Origin of the sequence: Neisseria sp. P0008.S002 (assembly GCF_051962805.1) — a bacterium.
Classification (GTDB): domain Bacteria; phylum Pseudomonadota; class Gammaproteobacteria; order Burkholderiales; family Neisseriaceae; genus Neisseria; species Neisseria perflava.
Genome location: NZ_JBQCUY010000007.1, coordinates 110,085 through 133,980 on the forward strand (window position 1 = coordinate 110,085; position 23,896 = coordinate 133,980).

Below are 23,896 nucleotides of genomic sequence, written 5' to 3' on the forward strand. Positions count from 1 at the left end.
TGGTGGGTTGGGAAAACGGATAAATTTCAGGCCGTCTGAATCTGTATTTTTAGACGGCCTGAAAATTTTTCAAGTTTAAGGCTTGCCGGTGGCAGGGCTGATGGTGAGGATTTCGTAGCCGGTTTCGGTAACCAAGACTTCGTGTTCCCATTGGGCGGAGAGGGAACGGTCTTTGGTGACCACTGTCCAACCATCGTTCAGGATACGCAGGTGGCGTTTGCCTTGGTTGATCATCGGCTCGATGGTAAAAATCATGCCCGGTTTGAGGACGAGGCCCTGACCTTTGCGGCCGTAGTGGACCACTTGCGGCGCTTCGTGGAAACCGCGGCCGATGCCGTGGCCGCAGAATTCTTGAACTACGGAGTAGCCGGCATTTTCGGCAACCTGTTGGCAGGCATAGCCGACGTCGCCGAGGGTGGCACCGGGTTTGACCGCTTCGATACCCGCCATCATGGAGGCGTGGGTCACGTCGATCAGGCGCTGGGCAATCGGTGAGACTTTGCCGACGGTAAACATGCGGCTGGAGTCGCCGTGGAAGCCGTCTTTTTTGATGGTCAGGTCGATGTTGACGATGTCGCCTTCTTTCAGCGGCTTGTCATCGGGAATGCCGTGGCAGATGACGTGGTTGACGGAGGTGCAGCAGGATTTCGGATAGGGCGGGTTGCCGTAGTTGAGGGGGGCGGGATAACCGCCTTGGACGTTGACGTGGTAGTCGTAAACGAGTTTGTCGATTTCGTTGGTGGTGACGCCGGGTTTGACGAATTGGCCGATGTAATCGAGGGCTTCGGCGACCAAGCGGCCAAGTTCGCGCATTTTTTCGATTTCTTCGGGGGTTTTGATGATGACTTTGTCCATGAGGTTTCCTTCTTGTTTCAGACGGCATGGGGGCCGTCTGAACGGGACGGGTGTGCCGTCTGTTTAAAACAGGTTGTCGAGATTGTCTTTGTTGCGCGGTTTGGTTTGTGGTTTGGTCTCAGGCTCGGCTTTGGGAGTCGGTTTGGACTCGGGGGCTTTGGCTTTTGCCGGTTTGTTTTCTGCTGCTTGTGCGGCCGGTTTGCTGTCTGCGGCTTTGTTTGCTACCGGCTGGCTGTCTGCTTGAGGTGTGTTTTGAGCGGCAGGGCTGCTGTTGTCGGATTGTGTTTTTTCTGATTTGTCAGTTTCGGCGCGTTTGTTTTCTGTGCGTTTGCCGCGGTGTGCGGCAGGCCGGTCGTTTTTTGCACCTTCTTCGGCTTTGTCGCCTTTTTCGTTTTGTGGGACGACAGGATTGCCGGAGGCGGTTTTTTCGTCGCCTTCTTGGGCGGGTTGGACGGTTTCAGGTTCGACTGCGCCGTTGGGGCGCCAAACTTCAATGCGTGTATCGGTTTGTTCGGCAGGGCTTTTTTCGGGTACGTCGGTTTTACCGGAGTTTAGGGTGCTGAATACGCCGGCGACAAGGGCTGCGACGGCGATAAAGCTGACAAGGAATAAAGCGCGGATTAGGTGTTTGGGCTTAAGTTGGAAAGGGGTTTTATTATTCTTGGACATGATGGGTCAGGTAATCGTTGGAGGAATGGCCGTCTGAATATTCAGACGGCCCCGGGTTGCCTGTGAATCAGTTGGCAACGTAGTTTTGATAGAGGGTCACGACTTTTTGTACGCCGACGGTCGTGCTGACTTTTTGGGTCACGCGAGCTTGCTCGTCGGGCGTGAGGATACCCATGACATAGGTCACGTTGCCGTAAGTTACGATTTTGACGCGTGCTTGGGTGGCCGGGCTGAGGCCCAACAGGGCGGCGCGGACTTTGGATGTGCCCCAGGTGTCGTTGGTCACGTCGCCAAGCGAACGCGCTTGCGAGGCGACGGTAATGTAGTTGTACACGCCTTCTGCGGCTTGTTCGGAACGGGCGATGCGTTCAACAAATTGTTTTTCGCCTTCGGTGGCCACTTGTCCGAGCAGGAGCAGGTGGCGGTTGTAGCCGACAACGTTCAGTTTGGGCTTGTAGCCTTCGACTTGGTTGTTTTGGCGCAGGTAGGAGCGTGCGGTGGTTTCGACGCGCAGGGCCATAACGTTGTCGTCGGTTTGCGCGCCTGTGGTGCGGCGGTCGACGGCGGATTTGGTGCCGACGGCAGCACCGCCGATCAGTGCGCCGACGCAGCCGCTCAGACTCAGGCTCAAGAGGGTCGCTGTCAGAACGGGGAGGGCGTAGCGTTTGATATTCTTCATATCCTTTTCCTTGGGTATGGACGGGTGGGCGTTCAGACGGCCTTTAAGGGATGAGCCGTCTGAAAAGAAAGGGTTACATGCCTTCAAGCAGGGCGGAGTCGATACAGTCGCACATGGCGTGAATCAGCAAAATATGGTTTTCCTGAATGCGGGCAGTACGCGGATAAGGGACGTTGAGCAAAACGTCGGTATCTTTGAGCATGGCGGCGATTTTGCCGCCGTCGCGGCCGGTCATGGCGATGACGTGCATATCGCGTTCGTGTGCCGCTTTGATGGCTTCGATGACGTTGGCGGAGTTGCCGGAGGTGGAGATGCCGACCAATACGTCTCCGGCACGTCCGAGTGCGCGCACTTGTTTGCTGAATACGTGGTCGAAACCGTAGTCGTTGCCGATGGCGGTCAGGGCGGAAGTGTCCGTCGTCAGCGCGACAGCGGCCAATTCCATGCGCTCTTTTTCAAAACGGCCGGTCATTTCGGCGGCGAAGTGTTGCGCGTCGGCAGCCGAACCGCCGTTGCCGCAGGCTAAAATTTTGCCGTCGTTCATCAGGCATTGCAGCATCAGCTCGGCGGCCTGTGCGGTCGGCTCGACCAGTACTTTTTCAGCTTCCTGCTTGGCGCGGATGCTCTCGGCAAAATGTGCGGAAACGCGTTCTTGTAATGTTGTCATGAGGTTAACCTGTAATATTTTGAATCCATTCGGGCGGGCCGTCGCCCTCGATCAGTACCGCGTCCAGGCGGCAGGGCGCATGGTTTAACCCGTGCTTTTGCAGATAATACTCTACACTTTGTTGCAATTTCAATAATTTGGACGGCGAGATGCTGTATGCGGCACCACCGAAACCTCGGTTTTTGCGGTATTTTACTTCAACAAACACAATCGTACCGCCGTTTTTGACGATTAAATCGATTTCGCCGTAGGCGCAATGCCAGTTCCGTGCCAGCAGCGAGCAGCCTTTGCCTAGCAGGAACGCCAGTGCCGCATCTTCGGCCGCCGCCCCCTGTTTGTGGTTTAAGCGCATGAAAAGTTTACCCGTTATATAATTATTGTTTTTAAAGAGACGCCGTTTCAGACGGCCTTGAATCTATGTACACAAAACACCTGCAAAAAGCCGTCGACAGCATCGAAAAACAGACATTATACGTTGTCGCCACACCCATCGGCAATTTAGCCGACATAACGCTGCGCGCGCTGGCCGTGCTGCAAAAGGCCGACATAATCTGCGCCGAGGACACCCGTGTTACCGCCCAGCTTTTGAGTGCGTACGGCATTCAGGGCAAACTCGTGAGCGTGCGCGAACACAACGAGCAGCAAATGGCCGACAAAATCATCGCCCATCTTTCAGACGGCCTGAGCGTTGCCCAAGTTTCGGATGCGGGTACGCCAGCGGTGTGCGATCCGGGTGCGAAACTTGCCGCCCGCGTGCGCGAAGCCGGATTTAAAGTGGTGCCTGTGGTCGGCGCAAGCGCGGTCATGGGGGCGTTGAGCGTGGCCGGTGTGACGGAATCTGATTTTTACTTCAACGGTTTCCTGTCGCCTAAGGCCGGCGAACGCCAAAAGCTGATGGCCAAATGGGCGGAAGCCGATTTTCCGATTGTGATGTTTGAAACGCCGCACCGTATCGAAGCAAGCCTTGCGGATATGGCCGCGCAGTTCCCCGAACGCCGTTTGACTTTGGCGCGCGAAATCACCAAAACGTTTGAAACCTTCCTCAGCGGCACGGTTGCCGAAATCCAAGCCGCCCTTAAAAACGACAGCAACCAAACGCGCGGCGAGATGGTGTTGGTGTTGCACCCTGCCGTGAAAGAGAAACACAGCGATTTGCCCGAGGCGGCACAAAATACCATGAAAATCCTTGCGGCCGAGTTGCCGACCAAACAGGCCGCCGAGCTTGCCGCCAAGATTACCGGCGAGAATAAAAAGGCGCTGTATGATTTGGCTTTGGAATGGAAAAAGCAGGGATAATGGCTGATTGGCAAACCGTATATCAAAGGCCGTCTGAACAATGGATTTCAGACGGCCTTTTTTGATTGGATTTTAGAGGATTTCAAATTGATCCGATAGGTTCAATACGCTTCTAAGTTTGCGTTTCAGACGGCCTCAATGTTTGGCAAACCTGTTTCAACGCTGCCATGCGTTGCGCAAATATTCGATGCAGTCGGTCAGGGCGTAAAACGGGGCGTTGCCGTGATTGGCGTTGGGGTAGAGGGTAAAGCGGACATCTGCGCCGAGATGGTGCAAAGTGCCGGCAAGGATTTTGGCTTGTGCAACCATGCCGCGGCTGGTTTGGTCGGGGCGGTTGTTTCTGCCTTCATGTTCTCCTGCACCGAGGCGGATGCCGATTCCTTGCGGCAATGTGCCGGGCAGCCAATCGAGTACGCGGCGGTCTTGCCACCAGATAGACGGCGACACCAGCAAATAATGGCGGAAGCGTTCGGGGCGGGTGAACAGGGAATAGAGGCCGTACAAGGCGCCGAATGAATGGCCGAAGACGGCTTGGTTTTGGGTATCGATGCGGTATTTGCCGTCGAGCAGGGCGGAGAGTTCGTCATCGATAAAGCGGCTGAAGCGGTCGGCTTGGCCGTATTGTTTGCGTTCGGATTCGGGCGCGTTGTCGGGCAGCGGCGGCGTGTAGTCGAGGGCGCGTTGGCTTAAGTCGCGGATGGTGCCGCCGGTATAGCCGATGCCGACAATCAGACAGGCGGCATGGCTTTTGGTGATGGGGTTGATGAGCAGGGATTGCGCCATATTGAGGATGGCAGGGAAAAAGGCATCCCCGTCAAGAATATACAGTACGGGATAGCCGCCTGCCGGACGCTCGCCGAGTGCCGCGGCTTGAATGCGGTAGGTGCGGCCGGTGTGGGCGGAAGTAAGGGCGGTTTCTTCGGCTTGCAGCAGGGTGGCGGCTTGCCAGTTAGGACGGATGGACATGATGGGGTGCTTTAATCAATGGTTGCTTAAGGGAAAAGGCCGTCTGAATAATGGTTTTCAGACGGCCTTATTGTACGGATTTCTGCCTTTTTAACAATACGCGCAATTAGCGTACGTCAACGTAGGAGCTGCTGTGCAGTTCGCGCAGGAGGTTGGTGGTCGCCTGTTGCGCTTTTTGTTGGGACAGGTATTGGCGGACGGCGTTTTGTTGGCGCTCTTCAGGCGTACCTGCTTCGCGGACGTCGTTCAGCTTGATGATGTGCCAGCCGAATTGGGTGCGGACAGGGGCGCTGATTTGGCCGGGTTTGAGTTTGTGGACGGCTTCTTCAAATGGGGCAACCATCATGCCGTCGGCAAACCAGCCCAAGTCGCCGCCGTTGCCGGCGCTGCCGTCTTGCGAGTATTGGCGTGCCAAACCGCCGAAATCTGCGCCGCTGCGGGCTTGTGAGTAGATTTTGCGGATGGTGCTTTCTGCGCCGACGGCGGCATTATCGTTGTCGGCTTTAATGAGGATGTGTTGGGCATGATATTGGCGCACAGGGTCGGCTTCGGGCAGGGTGATGCCTTGTTGTTTGGCCTGCTCGATGTAGCGTGCTACTTCGGAGTCGCTGACGCGGCTGTTTTGCATGATGGCCTGTTGGCGCACTTTTTCAACAATAATGCTGTCGGCGATGTCTTGACGGACGGCGGCAGAAGGATTTTTGATGTTGGGGTTGTGCGCGATGACGGCTTCAATTTCGCTATCGGTCGCTTGGATGTTGCGGCGTTTGCCGGCTTGGAGGATCAGGGATTGGTTGATCATTTGTGCCAAAACCTGTTGGCGCAGCTCGTTGGCGTCCATTTGTGTGCCTTTCGGCATGGTTTGACGCGCTTGTGCTACGGCTTGTTCTACTTGGCGGTGGGTAATGACTTCGTTGTCGACAACTGCGGCAATGCCGTCTGAAAGATGTACGCCGCTTTGTACGGCAGGCATGGTGGTGGCGCTGACGACTGGAGTTTTGTTGGCACGCGCTTTGGTCGCTTTGGCTTTAGGGGCGGCGTGTGCGCCTACTGCGAGAGTGAGTGCGGCGACGAGAATCAGGGGTTTGAAGTTCATTGTTTGACTACCTCGTTGGTTTTGCTGTAACCGGGAATGGCTAAGCGGAGTTTTTCGAATGGGTTGTTGCCGATATTGCTCAAGTCTTTGAGTTGGAGGTTGAAGAATACGGCGTTTTTGTGGCTGTTTTCGCCGGTAACATAGCGTTGGCCGACCAAGCTCGCGCTCCAGCAGCCGCAGTTGCTTTTGTATTCTGCACCGATGAGCATTTCCAGCGGTTTTTTGGCTTCGATTTCGTAGTTGTAACGGGCGACGGCGTATAGGTTTTTGCTCAACGGCCATTGGGCGGCAAGGTCGACTTGGCTGAGTTTGTCGTAGAAATAGTCGCCGTTGGCTTGCAGATAGATGCGCTCGTTGCGTCCGTATTTGTAGCGCGCGCTTAAGACTTTGCCGGGTTCGGGGTTGTAGGCAATCCCTGCGGCGTAGCTTTCGGCACGGCTTTGGTTTTGGTTGTAGTGGATGTCCAAGTCGATGCGGATGCTCGGGGTAATGTTGCCGTGTGCAAAGGCTACCCAGTCGGACTGACTGCGCGGATAACGGCTGACGCTGCCGTCAGGCAGGACGTTGTCGTTTTTGAAGTAAAACTTCTGGCCGATACCTGCACGGAAGAGTTCCGCACCGGTGTTGGGGTTGAGGATGCGGCTTTGTGTGGCCAGCGTCAGGCTGTTGGCAGAATTGATGCGGTCGTTGCCCGAATACAGGTTTTCGCGGAACAGCTGCGAATAGGTAAAGCTGTTTTCGGAGCTGTCGAAATTGGGCAGGTCGTTTTGGGACTTGGTCGGAATGTAGTTGTAAAACAGGCGCGGTTCGAGCGTTTGCAGGTATTCTCCGCCGAAGAGACGGGCCCTGCGCTCGAAGGTCAGGCCGCTGTCGACGTTGATGATTGGCAGGACGCGGCTGACATTGCGGCTGCTTTGGCCGTTGAAGCTGTTGAGGCTGTAATAAGTGGCGTGTACGCCGACTTTAGGCCGGATGTAGCCCCATTGGTTGTGGAAGTCCCATTTAACGCTTGGGTAGAGCACCACGCGGCTGCCGTCTTGCTTGGTATCGTGGTCAAAACGGGTGAATTGGCCTAATACGTTAAGTTGCGCCTTGCCGATATGGCTTTGCCAACGGCCGGTCAGGCGAGGCATGATGGCATAAGGCTCGTCTTTATAGCCGTCTTGGTTGGCCAGCGTTTGATATTTTTGTACGCGCAACGAGCCGTCGAAGCTGCCGCCTAGCAGTTTGTCGCTGTAATTGAGCCATGCCTGACGGTCGAGGTTGACGTTGCGCGCGATGTCTTCTCGGCCGTAGAAGTCGCGGTAGTAATCATCGTCGGAAACTTGGTTGTAGTTGATGCCGCCGCTGATTTTGCTGTTCAGCTGCTGCTGGTGTTTCCATTTGAACTGGTAGCGGTTGTTGTGGACGCTTTTTTGGTCGTTCGGCATCCAGTCGCCATCGACTTCGCCGCTGTAATTCGGTTGCAGATAACGCACTTGGCCGCCCAGTTGCACGCCGCGTTTGCTGATGATGCCCGGGCGGATGGTGGCATCCAAATTCGGCGCAAGGTTGAAGTAGTAGGGCAGGCTCAGCTCAAGGCCGTCTGAACCGGTGGTAATGGTCGGAACGAGCAGGCCGCTTTTGCGGTTGCCGTTGATGGGGAAGTCCGCCCAAGGCGTGTAGAGGACGGGGACGCCGCCGAATACCAGCGAAGCGTGTTTGGCCACGCCGATGCCTGTCGATTCATCGGCTTCGATGCTTTGCGCTTGGATATACCAGCTGGCATCGCCGGGCGAACAGGTGTTGAATTTGGTATTGATGAGTTTATAGAGGCCTTTGCCTTTGAGTTCGGCTTTTTCGCTGACACTTTGAAGGCGGCGGCCGCCTTGTTCGGTATTGAGGCGCACGGCGGTGCCGGAACCGGTTTGGTTTTTGAGGTTGTAAACCAATTGGTCGCCGGATACGGTCGAACCGTTTTGATACAGGGTAAAGCGGTCGCCGGCGGTAACGGTATCGGTGGCTTGGTCGTATTGCGCCCAATCGGCATTGAGAACATCGGCATTGCGCTCGACAATGACGTCGCCTTCGGCACGGACGCCGACTTGGGTCTGGCCTTCTATTTTATCGGCGTTGACGCGGGTGTAATCGGCAGGCAGGGCTGGCTCGCCGCTGCGTTTGATTTCGGCGGTTTCGGCCGGCTTGGCATCTTCATGGTCGCAAAACAGGCAAGTGCTGCCCAAGGAAAGCGGATCGGCTTCGCTTTGGCCGGTTTTTGCCGGTTTGGATTCGGCGGTGTGGGCAGGGGTATAGTCTTCCGCCTGCGGAACAGAAGCATCTTCCGCGCGCACGGCTGTTGCGCCAAAGCCCATAATTAAGGCGAGTACCAAGGGTTTGAGTGAAAATAAACGAGCCAAAATCGCCCCTTAAATCGGTTTGCCAGTTAGAATAGCGGTTATTGTAACCTGAAATTCTGCGATACCGCTATGCAACGACAAACCGAATTACAAAACTGGCTGGAGTCTGTTTACCCGAACCAGCCGTTCGAATTGAGCTTTGCGGCAGCCGATGCCGACTTCCGCCGTTATTTCCGTGCGACGTTTTCAGACGGCCAGACCGTTATCTGTATGGACGCGCCTCCTGAGAAGATGAGTGTTGCGCCTTATTTGAAAGTGCAAAAACTGTTTAACATGGTCAATGTGCCGCAAGTGCTTCATGTGGATGAAGCGTTGGGCTTTATGGTGTTGAACGATTTGGGCAATACCACATTCCTGACCGCCATGAATCAGGAAAACAGTGAAACCGCCCACAAAGCTCTGCTGCTCGAAGCCATCGATGAACTGATCGAACTACAAAAAGCCAGCCAACCCGGCAAACTGCCGGAATACGACCGCGAAGTCATGCTGCGCGAGATTAACCTGTTCCCCGAATGGTTTGTGGCCAAAGAATTGGGCCGCGAGTTGACCTTCAAACAACGCCAGTTGTGGCAGCAAACTGTCGATATGCTGCTGCCGCCCCTGTTGGCTCAGCCTAAAGTGTATGTCCACCGCGACTTTATTGTCCGCAATCTGATGCTGGCAAAAGGCCGTCCGGGCGTGTTGGACTTCCAAGACGCGCTTTACGGCCCAATTTCCTATGATTTGGTGTCGCTGCTGCGCGATGCATTTATCGAATGGGAAGAAGAATTTGTATTGGACTTGGTCATCCGTTACTGGGAAAAAGCACGCGCTGCCCAGCTGCCTGTGCCTGCCGAGTTTGACGAGTTCTACCGCTGGTTTGAATGGATGGGCGTACAACGCCATTTGAAAGTGGCCGGTATTTTTGCCCGTCTGTACTACCGCGACGGCAAAGACAAATACCGTCCTGAAATCCCGCGCTTCTTGAACTACTTGCGCCGCGTATCCCGCCGTTACAACGATTTGGCGCCGCTGTATGCGTTGCTGGTCGAATTGGTTGGCGATGACGAATTGGAAACAGGCTATACCTTCTAAGCTTGGTTTTTTAAGATTTGATTCCACTTTTCAGACGGCCTGATCAACAAAAGGCCGTCTGAAACCTTTACAGAACACATAAACATGACTTACATGATTTACCCCAAAACCTACGACGTGATTGTCGTCGGTGGCGGCCATGCCGGTACCGAAGCCGCGCTTGCCGCCGCACGCATGGGTGCGCAAACCCTGCTGCTCTCACACAACATCGAAACCCTCGGCCAAATGTCGTGCAACCCCTCCATCGGCGGTATCGGCAAAGGCCACCTCGTACGCGAACTCGACGCATTGGGCGGCGCAATGGCATTGGCAACCGACAAATCCGGTATCCAATTCCGCCGCTTGAATGCCAGCAAAGGCGCGGCGGTGCGAGCTACGCGCGCGCAGGCCGACCGTATCCTATATAAAGCCGCCATCCGCGAAATGTTGGAAAACCAAGAAAACCTCGACCTTTTCCAACAAGCCGTCGAAGACGTAACGCTCGACGGCGAACGCATCAGCGGCGTGGTTACTGCGATGGGCGTGGAGTTTAAAGCACGCGCTGTCGTGTTGACCGCCGGCACGTTTTTGTCCGGCAAAATCCACATCGGTTTGGAAAACTACGAAGGCGGCCGCGCGGGCGATCCAGCCGCCAAATCATTAGGCGGCCGTTTGCGCGAATTGAACCTGCCGCAAGGCCGTCTGAAAACCGGCACGCCGCCGCGTATTGACGGACGCACGATTGATTTCTCCCAACTGACCGAACAGCCCGGCGACACACCCGTTCCCGTAATGTCTGTACGCGGCAGCGCCGATATGCACCCGCGCCAAGTGTCCTGCTGGATTACGCATACCAATTTGAAAACACACGAAATTATCCGTTCAGGCTTCGACCGCAGCCCGATGTTTACCGGCAAAATCGAAGGCGTCGGCCCGCGTTATTGTCCGTCTATCGAAGACAAAATCAACCGCTTCGCCGATAAAGACAGCCACCAGATTTTTCTTGAGCCAGAAGGTTTGACTACGCACGAATACTACCCCAACGGTATCTCCACCAGCCTGCCGTTCGACATCCAAATCGCCCTTGTGCGCAGCATGAAAGGCCTTGAAAACGCCCATATCCTGCGCCCCGGCTACGCCATCGAATACGACTATTTCGATCCGCGCAACCTTAAAGCCAGCCTCGAAACCAAAACCATCCAAGGCCTCTTCTTTGCCGGACAAATCAACGGCACGACCGGCTACGAAGAAGCCGCCGCGCAAGGCCTGCTCGCAGGCGCAAACGCCGTGCAATACATCCGCGAACAAGACCCGCTCCTGTTGCACCGCGAACAAGCCTATCTCGGCGTATTGGTGGACGACCTCATCACCAAAGGCGTGAACGAACCTTACCGAATGTTCACCAGCCGCGCCGAATACCGCCTGCAACTCAGGGAAGACAACGCCGATATGCGCCTGACCGAGGACGGCTACAAAATCGGCTTGGTGGGTGAAGAACAATGGCGTATGTTCAACGAAAAACGCGAAGCTATCGAACGCGAAATCCAACGTTTGAAAACAACGTGGTACACGCCGCAAAAACTCGCCGAAGAAGAGCAGCTGCGCGTATTCGGCCAAAAACTCAGCCGCGAAGCCAACCTGCACGACCTCCTGCGCCGTCCGAACCTCGACTACGCCGCGCTGATGACCCTGCCCGACGCACAACCTGAAACCGCACTTGCCGACAGCGTGGTCGAACAAGTCGAAATCCAAGTCAAATACCAAGGCTATATCGACCGCCAAAACGAAGAAATCGACAGCCGCCGCGACATCGAAACCTTAAAGCTGCCCGAGGATATTGATTACAGCAAGGTTAAAGGTTTGTCGGCAGAAGTGCAGCAAAAGCTCAACCAGCACAAACCCGAAACCGTCGGCCAAGCCAGCCGCATTTCCGGCGTAACCCCCGCAGCAGTGGCTTTGCTGATGGTGCATTTGAAGCGCGGGTTTAAAGATGCGAAGTAAGTTACCTGAACGCGGAGCAGCCGCAGGTCGGATAATTCTTGTGTTTCGACACATCTGTTACTACAAGATGTCAGATTCAAGAATCTGACTTGCGGTAGGTTTTCAAAGTCTACAAAAGCAGCCTACACATTAAAATTGATGTGTAAAACCCAACCTGAAAATTAAATAAGGAGTAACAATGGGCTTTTCCCTATATTTTTACCGCTTTGAAAATGGCGAACAGGTAGACGGCAACCGTGAAGGTGCAAAATCATTTTTAAACAGCAGGGGACTAGATAGCTGCCTTCGTGATAAGGACGGCAACTATTTAGAGTTTGATAACTGTTCCACAGATTTGGAAATAACGGATTTCAATGATAGGGAATGCCAGTTTGAAGGAAATATTGGCCATGCATATTTAACGGATGAGGAGTGTAGTTTCATCTATGAGTTGTGCCATGCTGCGGATTGGGTGATTGTTAATCCGCAATTTAGCGATACTGAACCCTTATTGATCTTATTAGAACAAGACACTGCACAACATTTGCCGGAAGAATATAGTGATAACTATACCGTCATATCTTCTGGAGAAGAGTTGCAAATGCTGCTTTTAAACGGATTTCATCAGTTTCAAGCTTGGAAAAGCCGTATTCTGTAGCAACTGTATTTTTGCCCGACGGGGTAAAAAATACAGTTGCTACGGCACTAATACTCGATAAATAGTAAAAAGGAGTAAAATTGCAACATTTGATACACAAGATTCAAGAGGTTTAGTCGGTAAACATCTGATTTATCCCTATGATAACGGCTGGAATTATGAAATTTATGTAAAAAATGCCGAACATATGGATTACCATACTCGCCCTTGAAAGGCAGTCTAAAAATATCATTCCAGACAGTTTTATCAATTTATTTTTCAGTTACGGGAATTTTTAAATTCCTTAAGCCCACCTTCAAATTGGAGCTGTATCAATGAAACCCCGACTTTCCCCATTTGCTGCCGTGCTATTTTTGGCCGGAATTTCTGCTGTTCATGCAGCACCCGCTCAAAATGCACAAAAGCAGTGCATTACCCTGAAAAATATCTCTATCACCGATACTGTCATCACTAAAGCCGAATGGTCGAACGGCGAAATCAGTGCCGACAGAATGTCTTCCCTCACTGGTGGTTCAACCAATGTCTTACAGTCCAAACCGCATTGCGTGGTGGAAGGCGAAATTGGCGCGCGCACCGGTGCAGACGGCAAGCATTACGGCACGAAATTCCAACTCAGGCTACCTGAAAATTGGAACGGAGGTTTCCTGTTTCAAGGCGGTGGCGGGGTGGACGGCTTTGTTGCGCCCGCCGTGGGTAGTATCCCCGTACGCACCTCTACCGCTACGCCAGCGCTGATGCGCGGTTATGCCGTAGTTTCTATGGACGGCGGCCACCCCACGCCCACGCCCAACTTCGGCGCAGACCAGCAGGCGCGTTTAGACTTCGCTTACCAGTCCACAGGAAAAGTAACCGTCGTTGCCAAGCATTTGATTCAAAAGATGTATGCCGTTGCGCCGAAACACAGCTATTTCATGGGCTGCTCCAACGGCGGACGTGAAGCGATGATGGCCGCACAACGCTATCCTTTAGAATTTGACGGTGTGATTGCCGCCAATCCCGGCTTCCGTCTGTCGCGTGCTGCCGTCGCCCAACAGTGGGATTATCAACAGTTCATGAAAATTGCCCCCAAAGACGCGCAGGGCAACAAAATCCTGGCTAATGCCCTGACCCAAGCTGATTTGGACAAAGTGAGCGAAGCGGTGAAAAACCGCTGCGACGCACGCGACGGTCTGAAAGACGGCGTGATTAACGCATGGGAAAGCTGCGATTTCAAAGCCGAACACGCCGGTCTCTCCCCCGCCAAAACCGCAGCCCTTAAAGCCGTGATGGACGGCGCACGCGACTCACGCGGCAACCAGATTTACAGCGGCTGGTATTACGATGTGGGTATGAATCAGCCCGACTGGCGTAAATGGAAGCTCGGCAGCTCGCAAACCGCCAAGCCTGATTCACGCGGCGTAACGCTCGGCGCAGGTTCGCTTACTTGGTATTTCATGACTCCCGCCATGCCGAACTTTGATTTGAGCAAATTCGATTTTGACCGCGATACGCCCAAAACATACCAAACCGGCGCAATTAACGATGCGGTGTCCACCGATTTGAGCAGCTTCCGCGCACGCGGCGGCAAACTGATTGTGATCACCGGCGTGTCCGACCCCGTGTTTTCCGCCAAAGACCAAGTGGCATGGTTCCGCCAAATGAATGCCGACACGCCAAGCGCCCAAAGCTTCAGCCGCCTGTTTATGATACCCGGCATGAACCACTGCGGCGGTGGCCAAGCCTTCAATGATGTAGATCCGCTCACACTTTTGGAAAATTGGCATGGCAAAAACCAAGCCCCCGAGCGCATGATTGCACAAGGGAAATCCTTCCCGAATAAACAAATGCCGATTTGCGCCTATCCGAAAGTCGCCACTTATACCGGCGGGAATGAAAATAAAGCAGATAGCTTTGAATGCCGCTGATTGATGTAAAAGAGAAATATAAAACAGAATAAAGGCCGTCTGAAACTTTCAGACGGCCTTTATTTATCAGGGGATTGACGGTATTACACCTTATTTCATTAATTTTTTAAAGAGTTCAGATTGTCAGCAAGATGGGTGTGTTCTGATGAAAAAATGAAGAAGCAAACGTTTTTTCAGGACGCGTCATAAGCTGCCGCTTTTTCGAGCAGTTTTACCCTTGCCTGCGGCCATTCCTCACGCAGCAGGCTGTATTCAACCGTATCGCGCACGCTGCCGTCTTTCCGCAGCTTGTGGCAGCGCAAGATGCCGTCTTGGTGTGCACCCAAGCGTTCGATGGCGCGTTGGGAGGCGGTATTGAGGTTGTCGGTCTGCCAGCAGACGCAACGGCAGTTTAAAGTGTCGAAAACGTAGTCGAGCAACATGATTTTGCAGGCGGTATTGATGTGCGTGCGCTGTGCCGACAGGGCATACCATGTGAAACCGATGTAGAGGCGTGGGATGGCGGGGTCGATGTGGTAAAGCGAAGTTGAGCCGACAATTTTTCCCGTGTCTTCGTCGATGACGGCAAAGGCGAGGCGGGTTTGTATGGCGGTGCGGATATAGTCAGCTACTTGGTGGGGTTCGGGCGCGGTGGTTACGTTCAGCTTCCAAACTTCGCCGTCGCAAACTGCTTCGCGCAAACCGGCTTCGTGTGCCGTTGTTAAAGGTTCGAGACGGACGCGGTCAAAGGATAAAACGGGAGTGGATGAGAAATCAGTCATGGAGGTTTCCTTTGTATTTGATAGTTTGAGTTTTCAGACGACCTTTTATAGTGTCTTAGCGGACAGCATCTCTGAGGTCGTCTGAAAGCTATTGATTAATGATGTTTGAACACCAGCACGCCCAACTCCGATACAAACCCGTCCAGCGGCAGGTCGTGCGGTTCGGTCGGCAGTGTGTCGGTCAGTTGGCAGCCGAAGCCTACGCCCAGGGTTTGGGTTTGCAGGCGGTATTTCATGGCGGAGAGAGTGGCGTCGTAATAGCCGCCGGCTTGTCCGAGGCGGTAGCCGCGTTTGTCGATGCCGACGATGGGGACAATCAGTAGGCTGAGTTGGTGGACGCGGATTTTTTTGCCGGTGAATTGGGGGACATGCAATTTGGCGCGGCCGCGTTTGCGTTCTTGTTTGGCGCCGTCGGCAGGGTAGGGGGTGAACCACATCCGCCGCGTGTTCGGTTCGATATAGGGCAGGTAGAGTTTTGCGCCGCGTTTTTGTGCGGCACGGACAAAGCCGTCCAATCGCAATTCCTTGCCCATCGGCCAATACACGCCGATTTTCCGTCCTTTTTTGATGTAGGGCTTGAGCAGGCGGTTGATGGTTTCGGTGGCGGCGTTGCGCTCGTCTGCGCTCATTTGGGCGCGTGCGCGGCGGAACTGTTTGCGTAATGCCGATTTTTCGGGATTCCTCATTTTCAGACGGCCTTTCGGGATTGCGGTAGAATGTTGCGATTATAACGATTTTGTTAACATTCAAACAGGACGCACACAATGTGGCACATTGTCGCCATCGGCTACCTTTTTGTTGCCGTGATGTTTTCCGCCGCGCAGCCGAGTATTGCACGCGCGTTGATTTATTTGGTTTTTTGGGCAGTGTTGCCCACCGTGTTCACGGTCTTCGTCGTGACCATCCGCCGCCGCAACCGCCTGATGAAACGGCAGGAGCAGGCGGAGTTTGAAGCGGCTCGCCAAAAGGCGGTACAGACGGATGAAAAACAGGACGGAAAGGTATAAAATCCCTTTTCAGACGGCCTCTTATCCGCTATAATCCGTCAGTTTTCCATTTCGGAAACACTCTTTTATTTTTTAAAACTTATGCCCACTTTCGCCGAAGGGTGCTTGACAATAGGCGCCGCCTATCAAGTTCTATGCGATTGAATGTGTGCTCTTTAACCCTTTCAAGGAAATAACATGTCTCAAATTACTATGCGTCAGATGATTGAAGCCGGTGTTCACTTCGGTCACCAAACCCGTTTCTGGAACCCGAAAATGGCTCAATACATTTTCGGTGCGCGCAACAAAATCCATATCGTAAACTTGGAAAAAACCCTGCCGATGTTCCAAGAGGCGCAAGAAGCCGTACGTCGTCTGGTTGCCAACAAAGGTACAGTATTGTTCGTAGGTACTAAACGCCAAGCCCGCGACATCATCCGCGAAGAAGCTACCCGTGCCGGTATGCCTTTCGTTGATTACCGCTGGTTGGGTGGTATGCTGACTAACTACAAAACCGTTAAGCAATCCATCAAACGCCTGGAAGAAAAAACTGCTGCCCTGGAAAACGCTGCTGAAGGCGGTTTCAACAAAAAAGAAATTCTGGAAATGCAACGCGACGTTGAAAAACTGGAACGTTCTTTGGGCGGTATCAAAAACATGAAAGGCCTGCCTGACGCGATTTTCGTTATCGATACCGGCTACCAAAAAGGTACTCTGGTTGAAGCTGAAAAACTGGGCATCCCTGTTATCGCCGTAGTCGATACCAACAACAGCCCTGACGGCGTGAAATACGTTATCCCTGGTAACGATGACTCCGCTAAAGCTATCCGCCTGTACTGCCGCGGCATCGCTGACGCAGTTTTGGAAGGCAAAAACCAAGCGCTGCAAGAAACTGTAGCCGCTGCCCAAGAAGCTGCTGCCGAGTAATTCGGTACACAGAAGAGGGGCGTTATGCCCCTTTTCTCAAATCCCGTTCTGAAATCCGTTTCAGACGGCCACTATTTCCAAACACGGCAATGGCCGTGTTCCCAAAAATCTAGGAGATTCAAAATGGCAGAAATTACTGCAAAAATGGTTGCCGACCTGCGCGCCGCTACCGGCCTGGGCATGATGGAATGCAAAAAAGCCTTGGTTGAAGCTGAAGGCAACTTCGACAAAGCCGAAGAAATCCTGCGTATTAAATCTGGTGCGAAAGCCGGTAAACTGGCTGGCCGTACTGCTGCCGAAGGCGTATTGGCTTACGCGATCAACGGCAATGTCGGCGCATTGGTTGAAGTAAACTGCGAAACCGACTTCGTTGCTAAAGACGCCGGCTTCGTAGAATTTGCCAACTTCGTTGCGAAAACTGCTGCCGAGAAAAAACCGGCTACCGTTGAAGAACTGAGCGAACTGGTTGAAGCAGAACGTAAAGCCATTATCGCTAAATTGGGCGAAAACATGTCTGTTCGCCGCTTCCAAGTGATCGACACTGCCAACCAACTGGTTGCCTACATCCACGGTGCTTTGGCTACCGAAGGCGTATTGGTTGAGTACAAAGGCTCTGAAGATGTAGCACGCAAAATCGGTATGCACATCGTTGCCGCCAAACCTCAATGCGTATCTGAAGCCGAAGTGGATGCCGAAACCATCGAAAAAGAACGCCACATCTACACTGAGCAAGCCATTGCTTCCGGCAAACCTGCCGAAATCGCCGCTAAAATGGTTGAAGGCCGTATCCGCAAATTCTTGGCTGAAATCACTCTGAACGGCCAAGCGTTCGTGATGAACCCTGACCAAACTGTTGCCCAATTCGCTAAAGAAAACGGCACTGAAGTAATCAGCTTCGTACGCTACAAAGTAGGCGACGGTATCGAGAAAGCCGTTGTTGACTACGCGGCCGAAGTTGCTGCCGCTGCTAAAGTGTAAGGCACTTATGAAAAAGAAAGCACCTAGATTCCAAACGAATCAGGGTGCTTTTTTTTGAGAAAACCGTTTACGGTACCTAATTTAAGACGGCCGAATATTCAGGCCGTCTGAAAACCAAAACAATAATAAACCGACACACCCTATCATTAATATTCCGACCGTTTGAAAATTCAGACGGCCCGCCCCCCCCGACCGACGACATTCAAGAAAGCAAGGTATCCCATGACACAGCAAATCAAATACAAACGCGTATTACTGAAACTCTCCGGCGAATCCCTGATGGGCTCTGATCCATTCGGCATCAATCACGATACCATCGTTCAAACTGTCGGCGAAATTGCCGAAATCGTGAGAATGGGCGTGCAAGTCGGTATCGTTGTCGGCGGCGGTAACATTTTCCGAGGCGTATCTGCACAAGCAGGCAGCATGGACCGCGCCACTGCCGACTACATGGGCATGATGGCAACCGTGATGAACGCCTTGGCACTCAAAGACGCATTTGAAACCTTGGGCATCAAAGCGCGTGTTCAATCCGCACTGTCTATGCAGCAAATCGCTGAAACTTACGCCCGTCCTAAAGCCATTCAATATTTGGAAGAAGGCAAAGTTGTGATTTTTGCCGCCGGTACCGGTAATCCGTTCTTCACGACCGACACTGCCGCCGCATTGCGCGGTGCGGAAATGAACTGCGACGTGATGCTCAAAGCCACCAATGTTGACGGCGTTTATACCGCAGACCCGAAAAAAGATCCATCAGCAACACGCTATGAAACCATTACTTTTGACGAAGCCTTGTTGAAAAACCTCAAAGTGATGGATGCCACCGCCTTCGCCCTCTGCCGCGAACGCAAGCTCAATATCGTGGTATTTGGCATTGCTAAAGAAGGCTCGCTCAAACGCGTGGTAACCGGCGAAAACGAAGGTACACTGGTTCACTGCTAATCATTGAAAGGCCGTCTGAAACAGCCGAACGGGATACATTCGGCTTTCAGACGGCCTTTTATTTTCAGTCTGTTGCGTAGGCATTGGCTCATGGTTTGAAAAGGTTGAGAACTTGCTTGACCATAATGCCCAACCGACAATTCGATAACAAAGGATACTCCATGAATATCACCGTCTTGGCTGTCGGTACGAAAATGCCGCGTTGGGTCGATGAAGCCGTCGGCGAGTACGCCAAACGCTTCGGGCGCGATGTCAATTATGCGCTGAAAGAAATCAAGCCGGAAAAACGCGGCGCGGGTGTGAATGCGGCTCAGGGCATGGCGGCTGAAGAAAAACGCCTGCTGGAAGCCATACCGCAGGGCGCGTTTTTGGTGGTATTGGACGAACGCGGCAAAGCACCGACTTCGGTCGAATTGGCGCAACATTTGAAAAGCTGGCAGCAAAACGGCGAACACGTCTGCTTTATTATCGGCGGCGCAGACGGCATGACCGACCGTTTGAAACAGCAGGCAAACATGATGATGCGCCTTTCCAGCCTGACCCTGCCGCACGGCATGGTGCGCGTTTTACTGACCGAGCAGCTTTATCGCGCCGTTTCGATTTTGCACAACCATCCGTACCATCGGGAATAATCTGTTTTGATTGCCGTGATAAGACGGCAATGCCGCTTTGTCGGTTTAAAGCGGGGCGAACCCGTTTTTCAGACGGCCTGATTTTTCCGCATGAATCCTTTATAATCGTTTCTTTGATAAATCAACATCTTTCGGGAGAACCCAAATGTCCGATTTCCGTCAAGACTTCCTCAAATTCGCTTTGGCACAAAACGTGTTGAAATTCGGCGAATTTACGACCAAGGCCGGCCGTCAGTCGCCTTATTTTTTCAATGCCGGTTTGTTCAATGACGGCGCATCGACTTTGCAGCTGGCGAAGTTTTACGCCGAGGCCATTATTGCCAGCGGCGTGAAGTTCGATATGCTGTTCGGCCCAGCCTATAAAGGCATTATTTTGGCGGCGGCGACAGCGATGATGTTGGCGGAAAAAGGCGTAAACGTACCGTTTGCCTACAACCGCAAAGAAGCCAAAGACCACGGCGAGGGCGGCGTGTTGGTGGGTGCGCCTTTGAAAGGCCGCGTGCTGATTATCGATGATGTGATTTCCGCCGGTACATCCGTGCGCGAGTCGGTCAAACTGATTGAGGCCGAAGGCGCAACGCCTGCCGCAGTGGCTATTGCGCTCGACCGCATGGAAAAAGGCACGGGCGAATTGTCGGCGGTGCAGGAAGTCGAAAAACAATACGGCCTGCCGGTGGTTTCGATTGCCAACCTGAATGACTTGTTCACGCTCTTGCAAAACAATGCCGAATTTGGCGGCTTCTTCGAGCCGGTCAAAGCCTATCGCGAACGTTACGGCGCGGTTTAAACCATAACATCATGCTCAGGTCGTCTGAAACAGTTTTCAGACGGCCTGAAGCATTGGCTAAAATATATTTTTGATTCAATACACTTACGGAAAATACTCATGCCTGCTTGTTCTTGTCCTCATTGTAAAACGCCGCATTGGGTGAAAGATACCCAATTGAACGTGGCGCAGGGTTTCGTGGTCTGCACGCGTTGCTCGGGGATGTTTAAGGCCAAGGATTATCTGTCGGGCAACCTGCCGGCCGATCCTGCCCATCTGCCTGTGGCGGTAACGGATGTGCGCCTCGTGCATAACATCGGCGCGCAAATCCTCAAACATTCCAAACTTTCGCGCAAAGAAATTTCCGATTTGCTCAACAGCGCGCTCAAGGAAGAATCCAAAGCGGAAGGGCAGGCGGCGGTCAAAACGCGCAAGGACGGTTTCAACTGGACTTTGGCATCGCTGATTGCGCTGACAGTTTTGATTATGCAACTCTTTTATCTTGCCCTGCTATGAGTAACATCGCCCATTTTGTTGCCAGCTTTCGCGAAGCCGCGCCCTATATTCAATATTTGCGCGGCAAAACCATGGTGGTCGGCGTGACCGACAGCCTGTTGGAAGGCGAAACCCTGATCCGTTTGGCCGCAGATTTGAATCTGTTGGCCAGCTTGGGCTTGCGTTTGGTCTTGGTGCACGGTTCGCGGCATTTGCTCGACAAATTGGCTTCGGGTCGGAATTTTGTTCCGAAATACAGCGGCAGCCGACGGATTACCGATGAAGCGACCTTGATGGAAGTGAAGCAAGTGGCGGGGATTATCCGCAGCGATGTCGAAGCAGCTTTGTTCAGCAGCGTATCTGCGCAGCAACGGAGCAAGCCGCCGGTTATCGCGTGCGGCAACTTTATTACCGCCCGTCCGTTGGGTGTTATCGACGGCGTGGACATGGGCTATACCGGTACCGTCCGCAAAATCGACGCGGAAGAAATCCGTTTGCGCTTGGATAGCGGCGCGGTGGTGCTGATCAGTCCTTTGGGGCATTCGTACAGCGGCAAAACCTTCAATCTGAGTATGTGCGAAACCGCGCAGGAAGTGGCCATGGCTTTGCAGGCAGAGAAGCTGGTTTTCTTGACCGAAGAAGCCGGTATCCGCCGCGCTGACGGCTCGTTGGCCAATACGTTGTCTGTCGGCGAAGTGCAGGAATTGGTGCGCGACAATCCCGATGCGCCGGTTGATTTGCTCCATGCGGCAGTGTGCGCACTGGAAAACGGCGTATCGCGGGTGCAGATTCTCAACGGCCGCGAGGACGGCAGCCTGCTGCGCGAGCTGTTTACCCGCGAGGGCAGCGGTACGTCTATTGCGCGCGAGCCGTTTGTTTCCATCCGTCAGGCACGCAGCGACGACATTCCGCACATCATTGCCTTAATCCGTCCGCTGGCGGAACAAGGCATCTTGTTACACCGCAGCCGCGAGTATTTGGAAAACCATATTTCCAGTTTTTCCGTATTGGAACACGATCAAAACATTTACGGTTGCGTGGCGCTGAAAACCTTTTCCGAGCCTGATTGCGGCGAATTGGCCTGTCTGGTGGTGTCACCCGAAGCGCGCGACGGCGGCTACGGCGAATTGCTGTTGGAACATTTATTCCAAAAAGCGCGCGCCTTAAATATCAAAACGCTCTTCGCCTTATCCACACACACAGGCGAATGGTTTGTCGAACGGGGCTTTCAGACGGCCTCTGCCGATGACCTGCCTGCCGAACGCCGGCAGGAATACAATGCCAACGGCCGCAATTCCAAAGTATTTGTTTATGACTTGCAGGCCGTCTGAAAACTTCAATCCTATTATCCGTTTTTAAAAATCATTCAAATCTTATGTTGAAAATCATCTCTGCCAACGTCAACGGCATCCGCTCCGCCTATAAAAAAGGTTTTTACGAATACATTGCCGCATCGGGCGCGGACATTGTCTGCGTGCAGGAACTGAAAGCTCAAGAGGCTGATCTGTCGGACGATATGAAAAATCCGCATGGTATGCACGGCTACTGGCATTGCGCTGAAAAGCGCGGCTACAGCGGCGTGGCGGTGTACAGCAAACGCAAGCCCGACAATGTGCAAATCGGCATGGGCATTGAAGAATTTGACAAGGAAGGCCGTTTTGTCCGTTGCGATTTCGGCAAGTTGTCGGTAATTTCGCTGTATCTGCCCAGCGGCAGCAGCGCGGAAGAGCGCCAACAAGTGAAATACCGCTTTTTAGACGCGTTCTATCCCATGCTCGAAGCCATGAAAAATGAAGGACGCGATATCGTCGTCTGCGGCGACTGGAATATTGCCCACCAAAATATCGACTTGAAAAACTGGAAGGGCAATCAGAAAAATTCGGGCTTTTTGCCTGAAGAGCGCGAATGGATAGGCAAAGTCATCCACAAGCTCGGTTGGACGGATATGTGGCGCACACTTTATCCCGATGTGCCGGGCTATACCTGGTGGAGCAACCGCGGACAAGCGTATGCGAAAGATGTCGGGTGGCGTATCGATTATCAGATGGTTACGCCGGAGTTGGCTGCCAAAGCCGTTTCCGCACATGTTTATAAAGATGAAAAATTCTCGGATCACGCCCCTTTAGTTGTGGAGTATGACTATGTTGCCGAATAAGTTTTTTGGTAAGTACGACTGGAATATAAACAGTAAAACCGGCGTAGGTGCGGTTTGGGTTGTGGCGGCATTTGTGCTGCCCATGCTGGTGTGGGCAATATTTATGCTGGCGCGGATGTCCGGCTGGGTTGCGCCGACCAAGGCCAATCCGACTTGGGCGTTGGTGTGGCTGCTGTTTTCACTGCCTTGCCTGCTGATTGCGGCCAAATGCTTTGCTTGGAAGGGTTGGCGGCTGATTGCCAACATCGTACTTTGTCTGGCGACTTGTGCCATCCTCAGCGTGCCAGCCGCATTGCTGATTGCATTTACACTCAACGACTTGCTTAAATAGGCCGTCTGAAATGCAGAGCTTCGAACTCGAAGAAATGGCACTGTTTCTGATACGCGATGCGGATGAAGCGGAAATGTGGATAGACCGCTGGGCGGTCAGCTATCCGATTGTTCAAACTGCCGAAGCCGATGGTCGGCAAACCGTTTCCGAATGGCAACACGCCATTCAGACGGCATTTGAGCATATTGTCAGCAAAAATATTGCCGTCGTGGCTCATGGTGTTGGTGTGTCCGCATTTTTGGCATGGCTGTATCAAACCGACATCCTGACGCAAAAACGCCTGACCAATATTATTTTGGTCTCGCCACGTCCCGAAGCTTTTCCCGAAGACGAAATCCATACGTTCCAGCGTGTCCGCTGCCCTTGCCGTACGGCGTTGGTCATCGCCGAGACAAACGGTACGCCACCCGATTGGGCGCAAGAACAGGCCGACCGCTGGCAGGCGCGCCTGCTTCAATCGCCGCATTCCGGCCGGTTAAACGGCGCGCTCGGCGGTTGGCAATGGGGCATGAAGCTGATGCAGGAAATGTTGTTGAGTAAGTAGTGTAGCAGTATCTATTAATATTAATAAACGAAGGCCGTCTGAAACCGATATGTGTTTCAGACGGCCTTTGTTTGCAAATATCATGTTAAATATAATTAAAAGAAACTATTCTCATTTCTTTTGTGAAGCAATATAATTCGGTTGTTTCGTTAAATTGAGT

At 53.0% G+C, this 23,896-nt stretch carries 27 protein-coding genes; 17 read left to right on the top strand and 10 right to left on the bottom strand.

The features are described 5' to 3' along the window. Positions 1-75: 75 nt before the first annotated feature. From map to ACTHSA_RS09025, 5 genes are all read right to left on the bottom strand, one after another. Complete coding sequence (gene map, locus ACTHSA_RS09005) at positions 76-876, bottom strand: type I methionyl aminopeptidase (protein ID WP_223168906.1); 801 nt, start codon at positions 874-876, stop codon at positions 76-78. 42 nt (positions 877-918) lie between these two features. Further along, on the bottom strand, positions 919-1,524 hold the full coding sequence (locus ACTHSA_RS09010; RefSeq protein ID WP_440367424.1) for a hypothetical protein: 606 nt from the start codon (positions 1,522-1,524) through the stop codon (positions 919-921). Between the two features lie 67 nt (positions 1,525-1,591). Then, positions 1,592-2,203, bottom strand: coding sequence for a BON domain-containing protein (locus ACTHSA_RS09015; RefSeq protein ID WP_036493677.1), 612 nt, complete (start codon positions 2,201-2,203; stop codon positions 1,592-1,594). Between the two features lie 73 nt (positions 2,204-2,276). Beyond that, entirely contained in the window at positions 2,277-2,870 is a 594-nt protein-coding gene (locus tag ACTHSA_RS09020; protein ID WP_070825815.1) for a phosphoheptose isomerase, read from the bottom strand. Between the two features lie 4 nt (positions 2,871-2,874). Continuing rightward, positions 2,875-3,222, bottom strand: coding sequence for a YraN family protein (locus ACTHSA_RS09025; RefSeq protein WP_440367422.1), 348 nt, complete (start codon positions 3,220-3,222; stop codon positions 2,875-2,877). A 65-nt stretch (positions 3,223-3,287) separates the two neighbouring features. On the opposite strand from ACTHSA_RS09025, the gene rsmI reads away from it, so the two are divergent. Continuing rightward, positions 3,288-4,166 carry a 16S rRNA (cytidine(1402)-2'-O)-methyltransferase gene (gene rsmI / locus ACTHSA_RS09030; RefSeq protein WP_440378872.1) on the top strand — a complete coding sequence of 293 codons (879 nt, stop codon included), beginning with the start codon at positions 3,288-3,290 and terminating at the stop codon, positions 4,164-4,166. A 156-nt stretch (positions 4,167-4,322) separates the two neighbouring features. Here the strand turns inward: rsmI and ACTHSA_RS09035 are convergent, their stop codons facing one another. From ACTHSA_RS09035 to ACTHSA_RS09045, 3 genes are all read right to left on the bottom strand, one after another. Beyond that, a complete protein-coding gene (locus tag ACTHSA_RS09035; RefSeq protein ID WP_440367121.1) occupies positions 4,323-5,132 on the bottom strand; it encodes an alpha/beta hydrolase in 810 nt (269 codons plus the stop codon). A gap of 106 nt (positions 5,133-5,238) precedes the next feature. After that, entirely contained in the window at positions 5,239-6,228 is a 990-nt protein-coding gene (locus ACTHSA_RS09040) for a peptidylprolyl isomerase (protein ID WP_440378873.1), read from the bottom strand. Beyond that, complete coding sequence (locus ACTHSA_RS09045; protein WP_440367125.1) at positions 6,225-8,624, bottom strand: LPS-assembly protein LptD; 2,400 nt, start codon at positions 8,622-8,624, stop codon at positions 6,225-6,227. The genes ACTHSA_RS09040 and ACTHSA_RS09045 overlap by 4 nt, the downstream gene beginning before the upstream one ends. Before the next feature lie 69 nt (positions 8,625-8,693). On the opposite strand from ACTHSA_RS09045, the gene amgK reads away from it, so the two are divergent. The 5 genes from amgK to ACTHSA_RS09070 all read left to right on the top strand — a co-directional run bounded on the left by amgK (position 8,694) and on the right by ACTHSA_RS09070 (position 14,219). Next, positions 8,694-9,698 carry an N-acetylmuramate/N-acetylglucosamine kinase AmgK gene (gene amgK / locus ACTHSA_RS09050; RefSeq protein ID WP_070588223.1) on the top strand — a complete coding sequence of 335 codons (1,005 nt, stop codon included), beginning with the start codon at positions 8,694-8,696 and terminating at the stop codon, positions 9,696-9,698. Between the two features lie 84 nt (positions 9,699-9,782). After that, on the top strand, positions 9,783-11,678 hold the full coding sequence (gene mnmG, locus ACTHSA_RS09055) for a tRNA uridine-5-carboxymethylaminomethyl(34) synthesis enzyme MnmG (protein ID WP_440367127.1): 1,896 nt from the start codon (positions 9,783-9,785) through the stop codon (positions 11,676-11,678). 178 nt (positions 11,679-11,856) lie between these two features. Further along, a complete protein-coding gene (locus ACTHSA_RS09060; RefSeq protein WP_049336864.1) occupies positions 11,857-12,315 on the top strand; it encodes a hypothetical protein in 459 nt (152 codons plus the stop codon). 79 nt (positions 12,316-12,394) lie between these two features. Next, a complete protein-coding gene (locus ACTHSA_RS09065) occupies positions 12,395-12,526 on the top strand; it encodes a phenolic acid decarboxylase (protein WP_079453712.1) in 132 nt (43 codons plus the stop codon). A 103-nt stretch (positions 12,527-12,629) separates the two neighbouring features. Further along, complete coding sequence (locus ACTHSA_RS09070) at positions 12,630-14,219, top strand: tannase/feruloyl esterase family alpha/beta hydrolase (protein WP_053088472.1); 1,590 nt, start codon at positions 12,630-12,632, stop codon at positions 14,217-14,219. 173 nt (positions 14,220-14,392) lie between these two features. Here ACTHSA_RS09070 and ACTHSA_RS09075 read toward each other — a convergent pair whose 3' ends face one another. Continuing rightward, entirely contained in the window at positions 14,393-14,980 is a 588-nt protein-coding gene (locus tag ACTHSA_RS09075) for a GNAT family N-acetyltransferase (RefSeq protein ID WP_049336865.1), read from the bottom strand. Positions 14,981-15,075: 95 nt separating this feature from the next. Beyond that, entirely contained in the window at positions 15,076-15,666 is a 591-nt protein-coding gene (locus ACTHSA_RS09080; RefSeq protein WP_070588228.1) for a 5-formyltetrahydrofolate cyclo-ligase, read from the bottom strand. Positions 15,667-15,744: 78 nt separating this feature from the next. On the opposite strand from ACTHSA_RS09080, the gene ACTHSA_RS09085 reads away from it, so the two are divergent. The 11 genes from ACTHSA_RS09085 (at position 15,745) to ACTHSA_RS09135 (ending at position 23,736) form a co-directional block, all read left to right on the top strand. Beyond that, positions 15,745-15,987: a hypothetical protein gene (locus ACTHSA_RS09085; RefSeq protein ID WP_004520263.1), complete on the top strand. Its 243-nt coding sequence runs from the start codon at positions 15,745-15,747 to the stop codon at positions 15,985-15,987. Positions 15,988-16,164: 177 nt separating this feature from the next. After that, positions 16,165-16,893, top strand: a complete 729-nt coding sequence (gene rpsB, locus ACTHSA_RS09090; protein ID WP_002230071.1) for a 30S ribosomal protein S2 — start codon at positions 16,165-16,167, stop codon at positions 16,891-16,893. Positions 16,894-17,016: 123 nt separating this feature from the next. Next, positions 17,017-17,871: a translation elongation factor Ts gene (gene tsf / locus ACTHSA_RS09095; RefSeq protein WP_036493709.1), complete on the top strand. Its 855-nt coding sequence runs from the start codon at positions 17,017-17,019 to the stop codon at positions 17,869-17,871. A gap of 222 nt (positions 17,872-18,093) precedes the next feature. Beyond that, positions 18,094-18,813, top strand: coding sequence for a UMP kinase (gene pyrH / locus ACTHSA_RS09100; protein ID WP_003708812.1), 720 nt, complete (start codon positions 18,094-18,096; stop codon positions 18,811-18,813). 161 nt (positions 18,814-18,974) lie between these two features. Continuing rightward, a complete protein-coding gene (gene rlmH / locus ACTHSA_RS09105; protein ID WP_036493712.1) occupies positions 18,975-19,445 on the top strand; it encodes a 23S rRNA (pseudouridine(1915)-N(3))-methyltransferase RlmH in 471 nt (156 codons plus the stop codon). A gap of 145 nt (positions 19,446-19,590) precedes the next feature. After that, entirely contained in the window at positions 19,591-20,232 is a 642-nt protein-coding gene (gene pyrE / locus ACTHSA_RS09110; protein ID WP_003682682.1) for an orotate phosphoribosyltransferase, read from the top strand. Positions 20,233-20,331: 99 nt separating this feature from the next. After that, positions 20,332-20,727, top strand: coding sequence for an MJ0042-type zinc finger domain-containing protein (locus ACTHSA_RS09115; RefSeq protein ID WP_314577538.1), 396 nt, complete (start codon positions 20,332-20,334; stop codon positions 20,725-20,727). Continuing rightward, positions 20,724-22,037 (top strand): amino-acid N-acetyltransferase, encoded by a 1,314-nt coding sequence (argA, locus tag ACTHSA_RS09120; protein WP_440367131.1) that lies wholly within the window; start codon positions 20,724-20,726, stop codon positions 22,035-22,037. Before ACTHSA_RS09115 ends, argA begins: the two co-directional genes overlap by 4 nt. A gap of 44 nt (positions 22,038-22,081) precedes the next feature. After that, the gene (locus tag ACTHSA_RS09125) at positions 22,082-22,861 is read left to right on the top strand and encodes an exodeoxyribonuclease III (protein ID WP_049322320.1); all 780 of its coding nucleotides are present in this window, start codon (positions 22,082-22,084) and stop codon (positions 22,859-22,861) included. Continuing rightward, the gene (locus tag ACTHSA_RS09130; protein WP_003749424.1) at positions 22,848-23,192 is read left to right on the top strand and encodes a hypothetical protein; all 345 of its coding nucleotides are present in this window, start codon (positions 22,848-22,850) and stop codon (positions 23,190-23,192) included. Before ACTHSA_RS09125 ends, ACTHSA_RS09130 begins: the two co-directional genes overlap by 14 nt. A gap of 10 nt (positions 23,193-23,202) precedes the next feature. Then, positions 23,203-23,736 (top strand): alpha/beta hydrolase, encoded by a 534-nt coding sequence (locus ACTHSA_RS09135; protein WP_440367133.1) that lies wholly within the window; start codon positions 23,203-23,205, stop codon positions 23,734-23,736. Positions 23,737-23,896 lie beyond the last annotated feature (160 nt).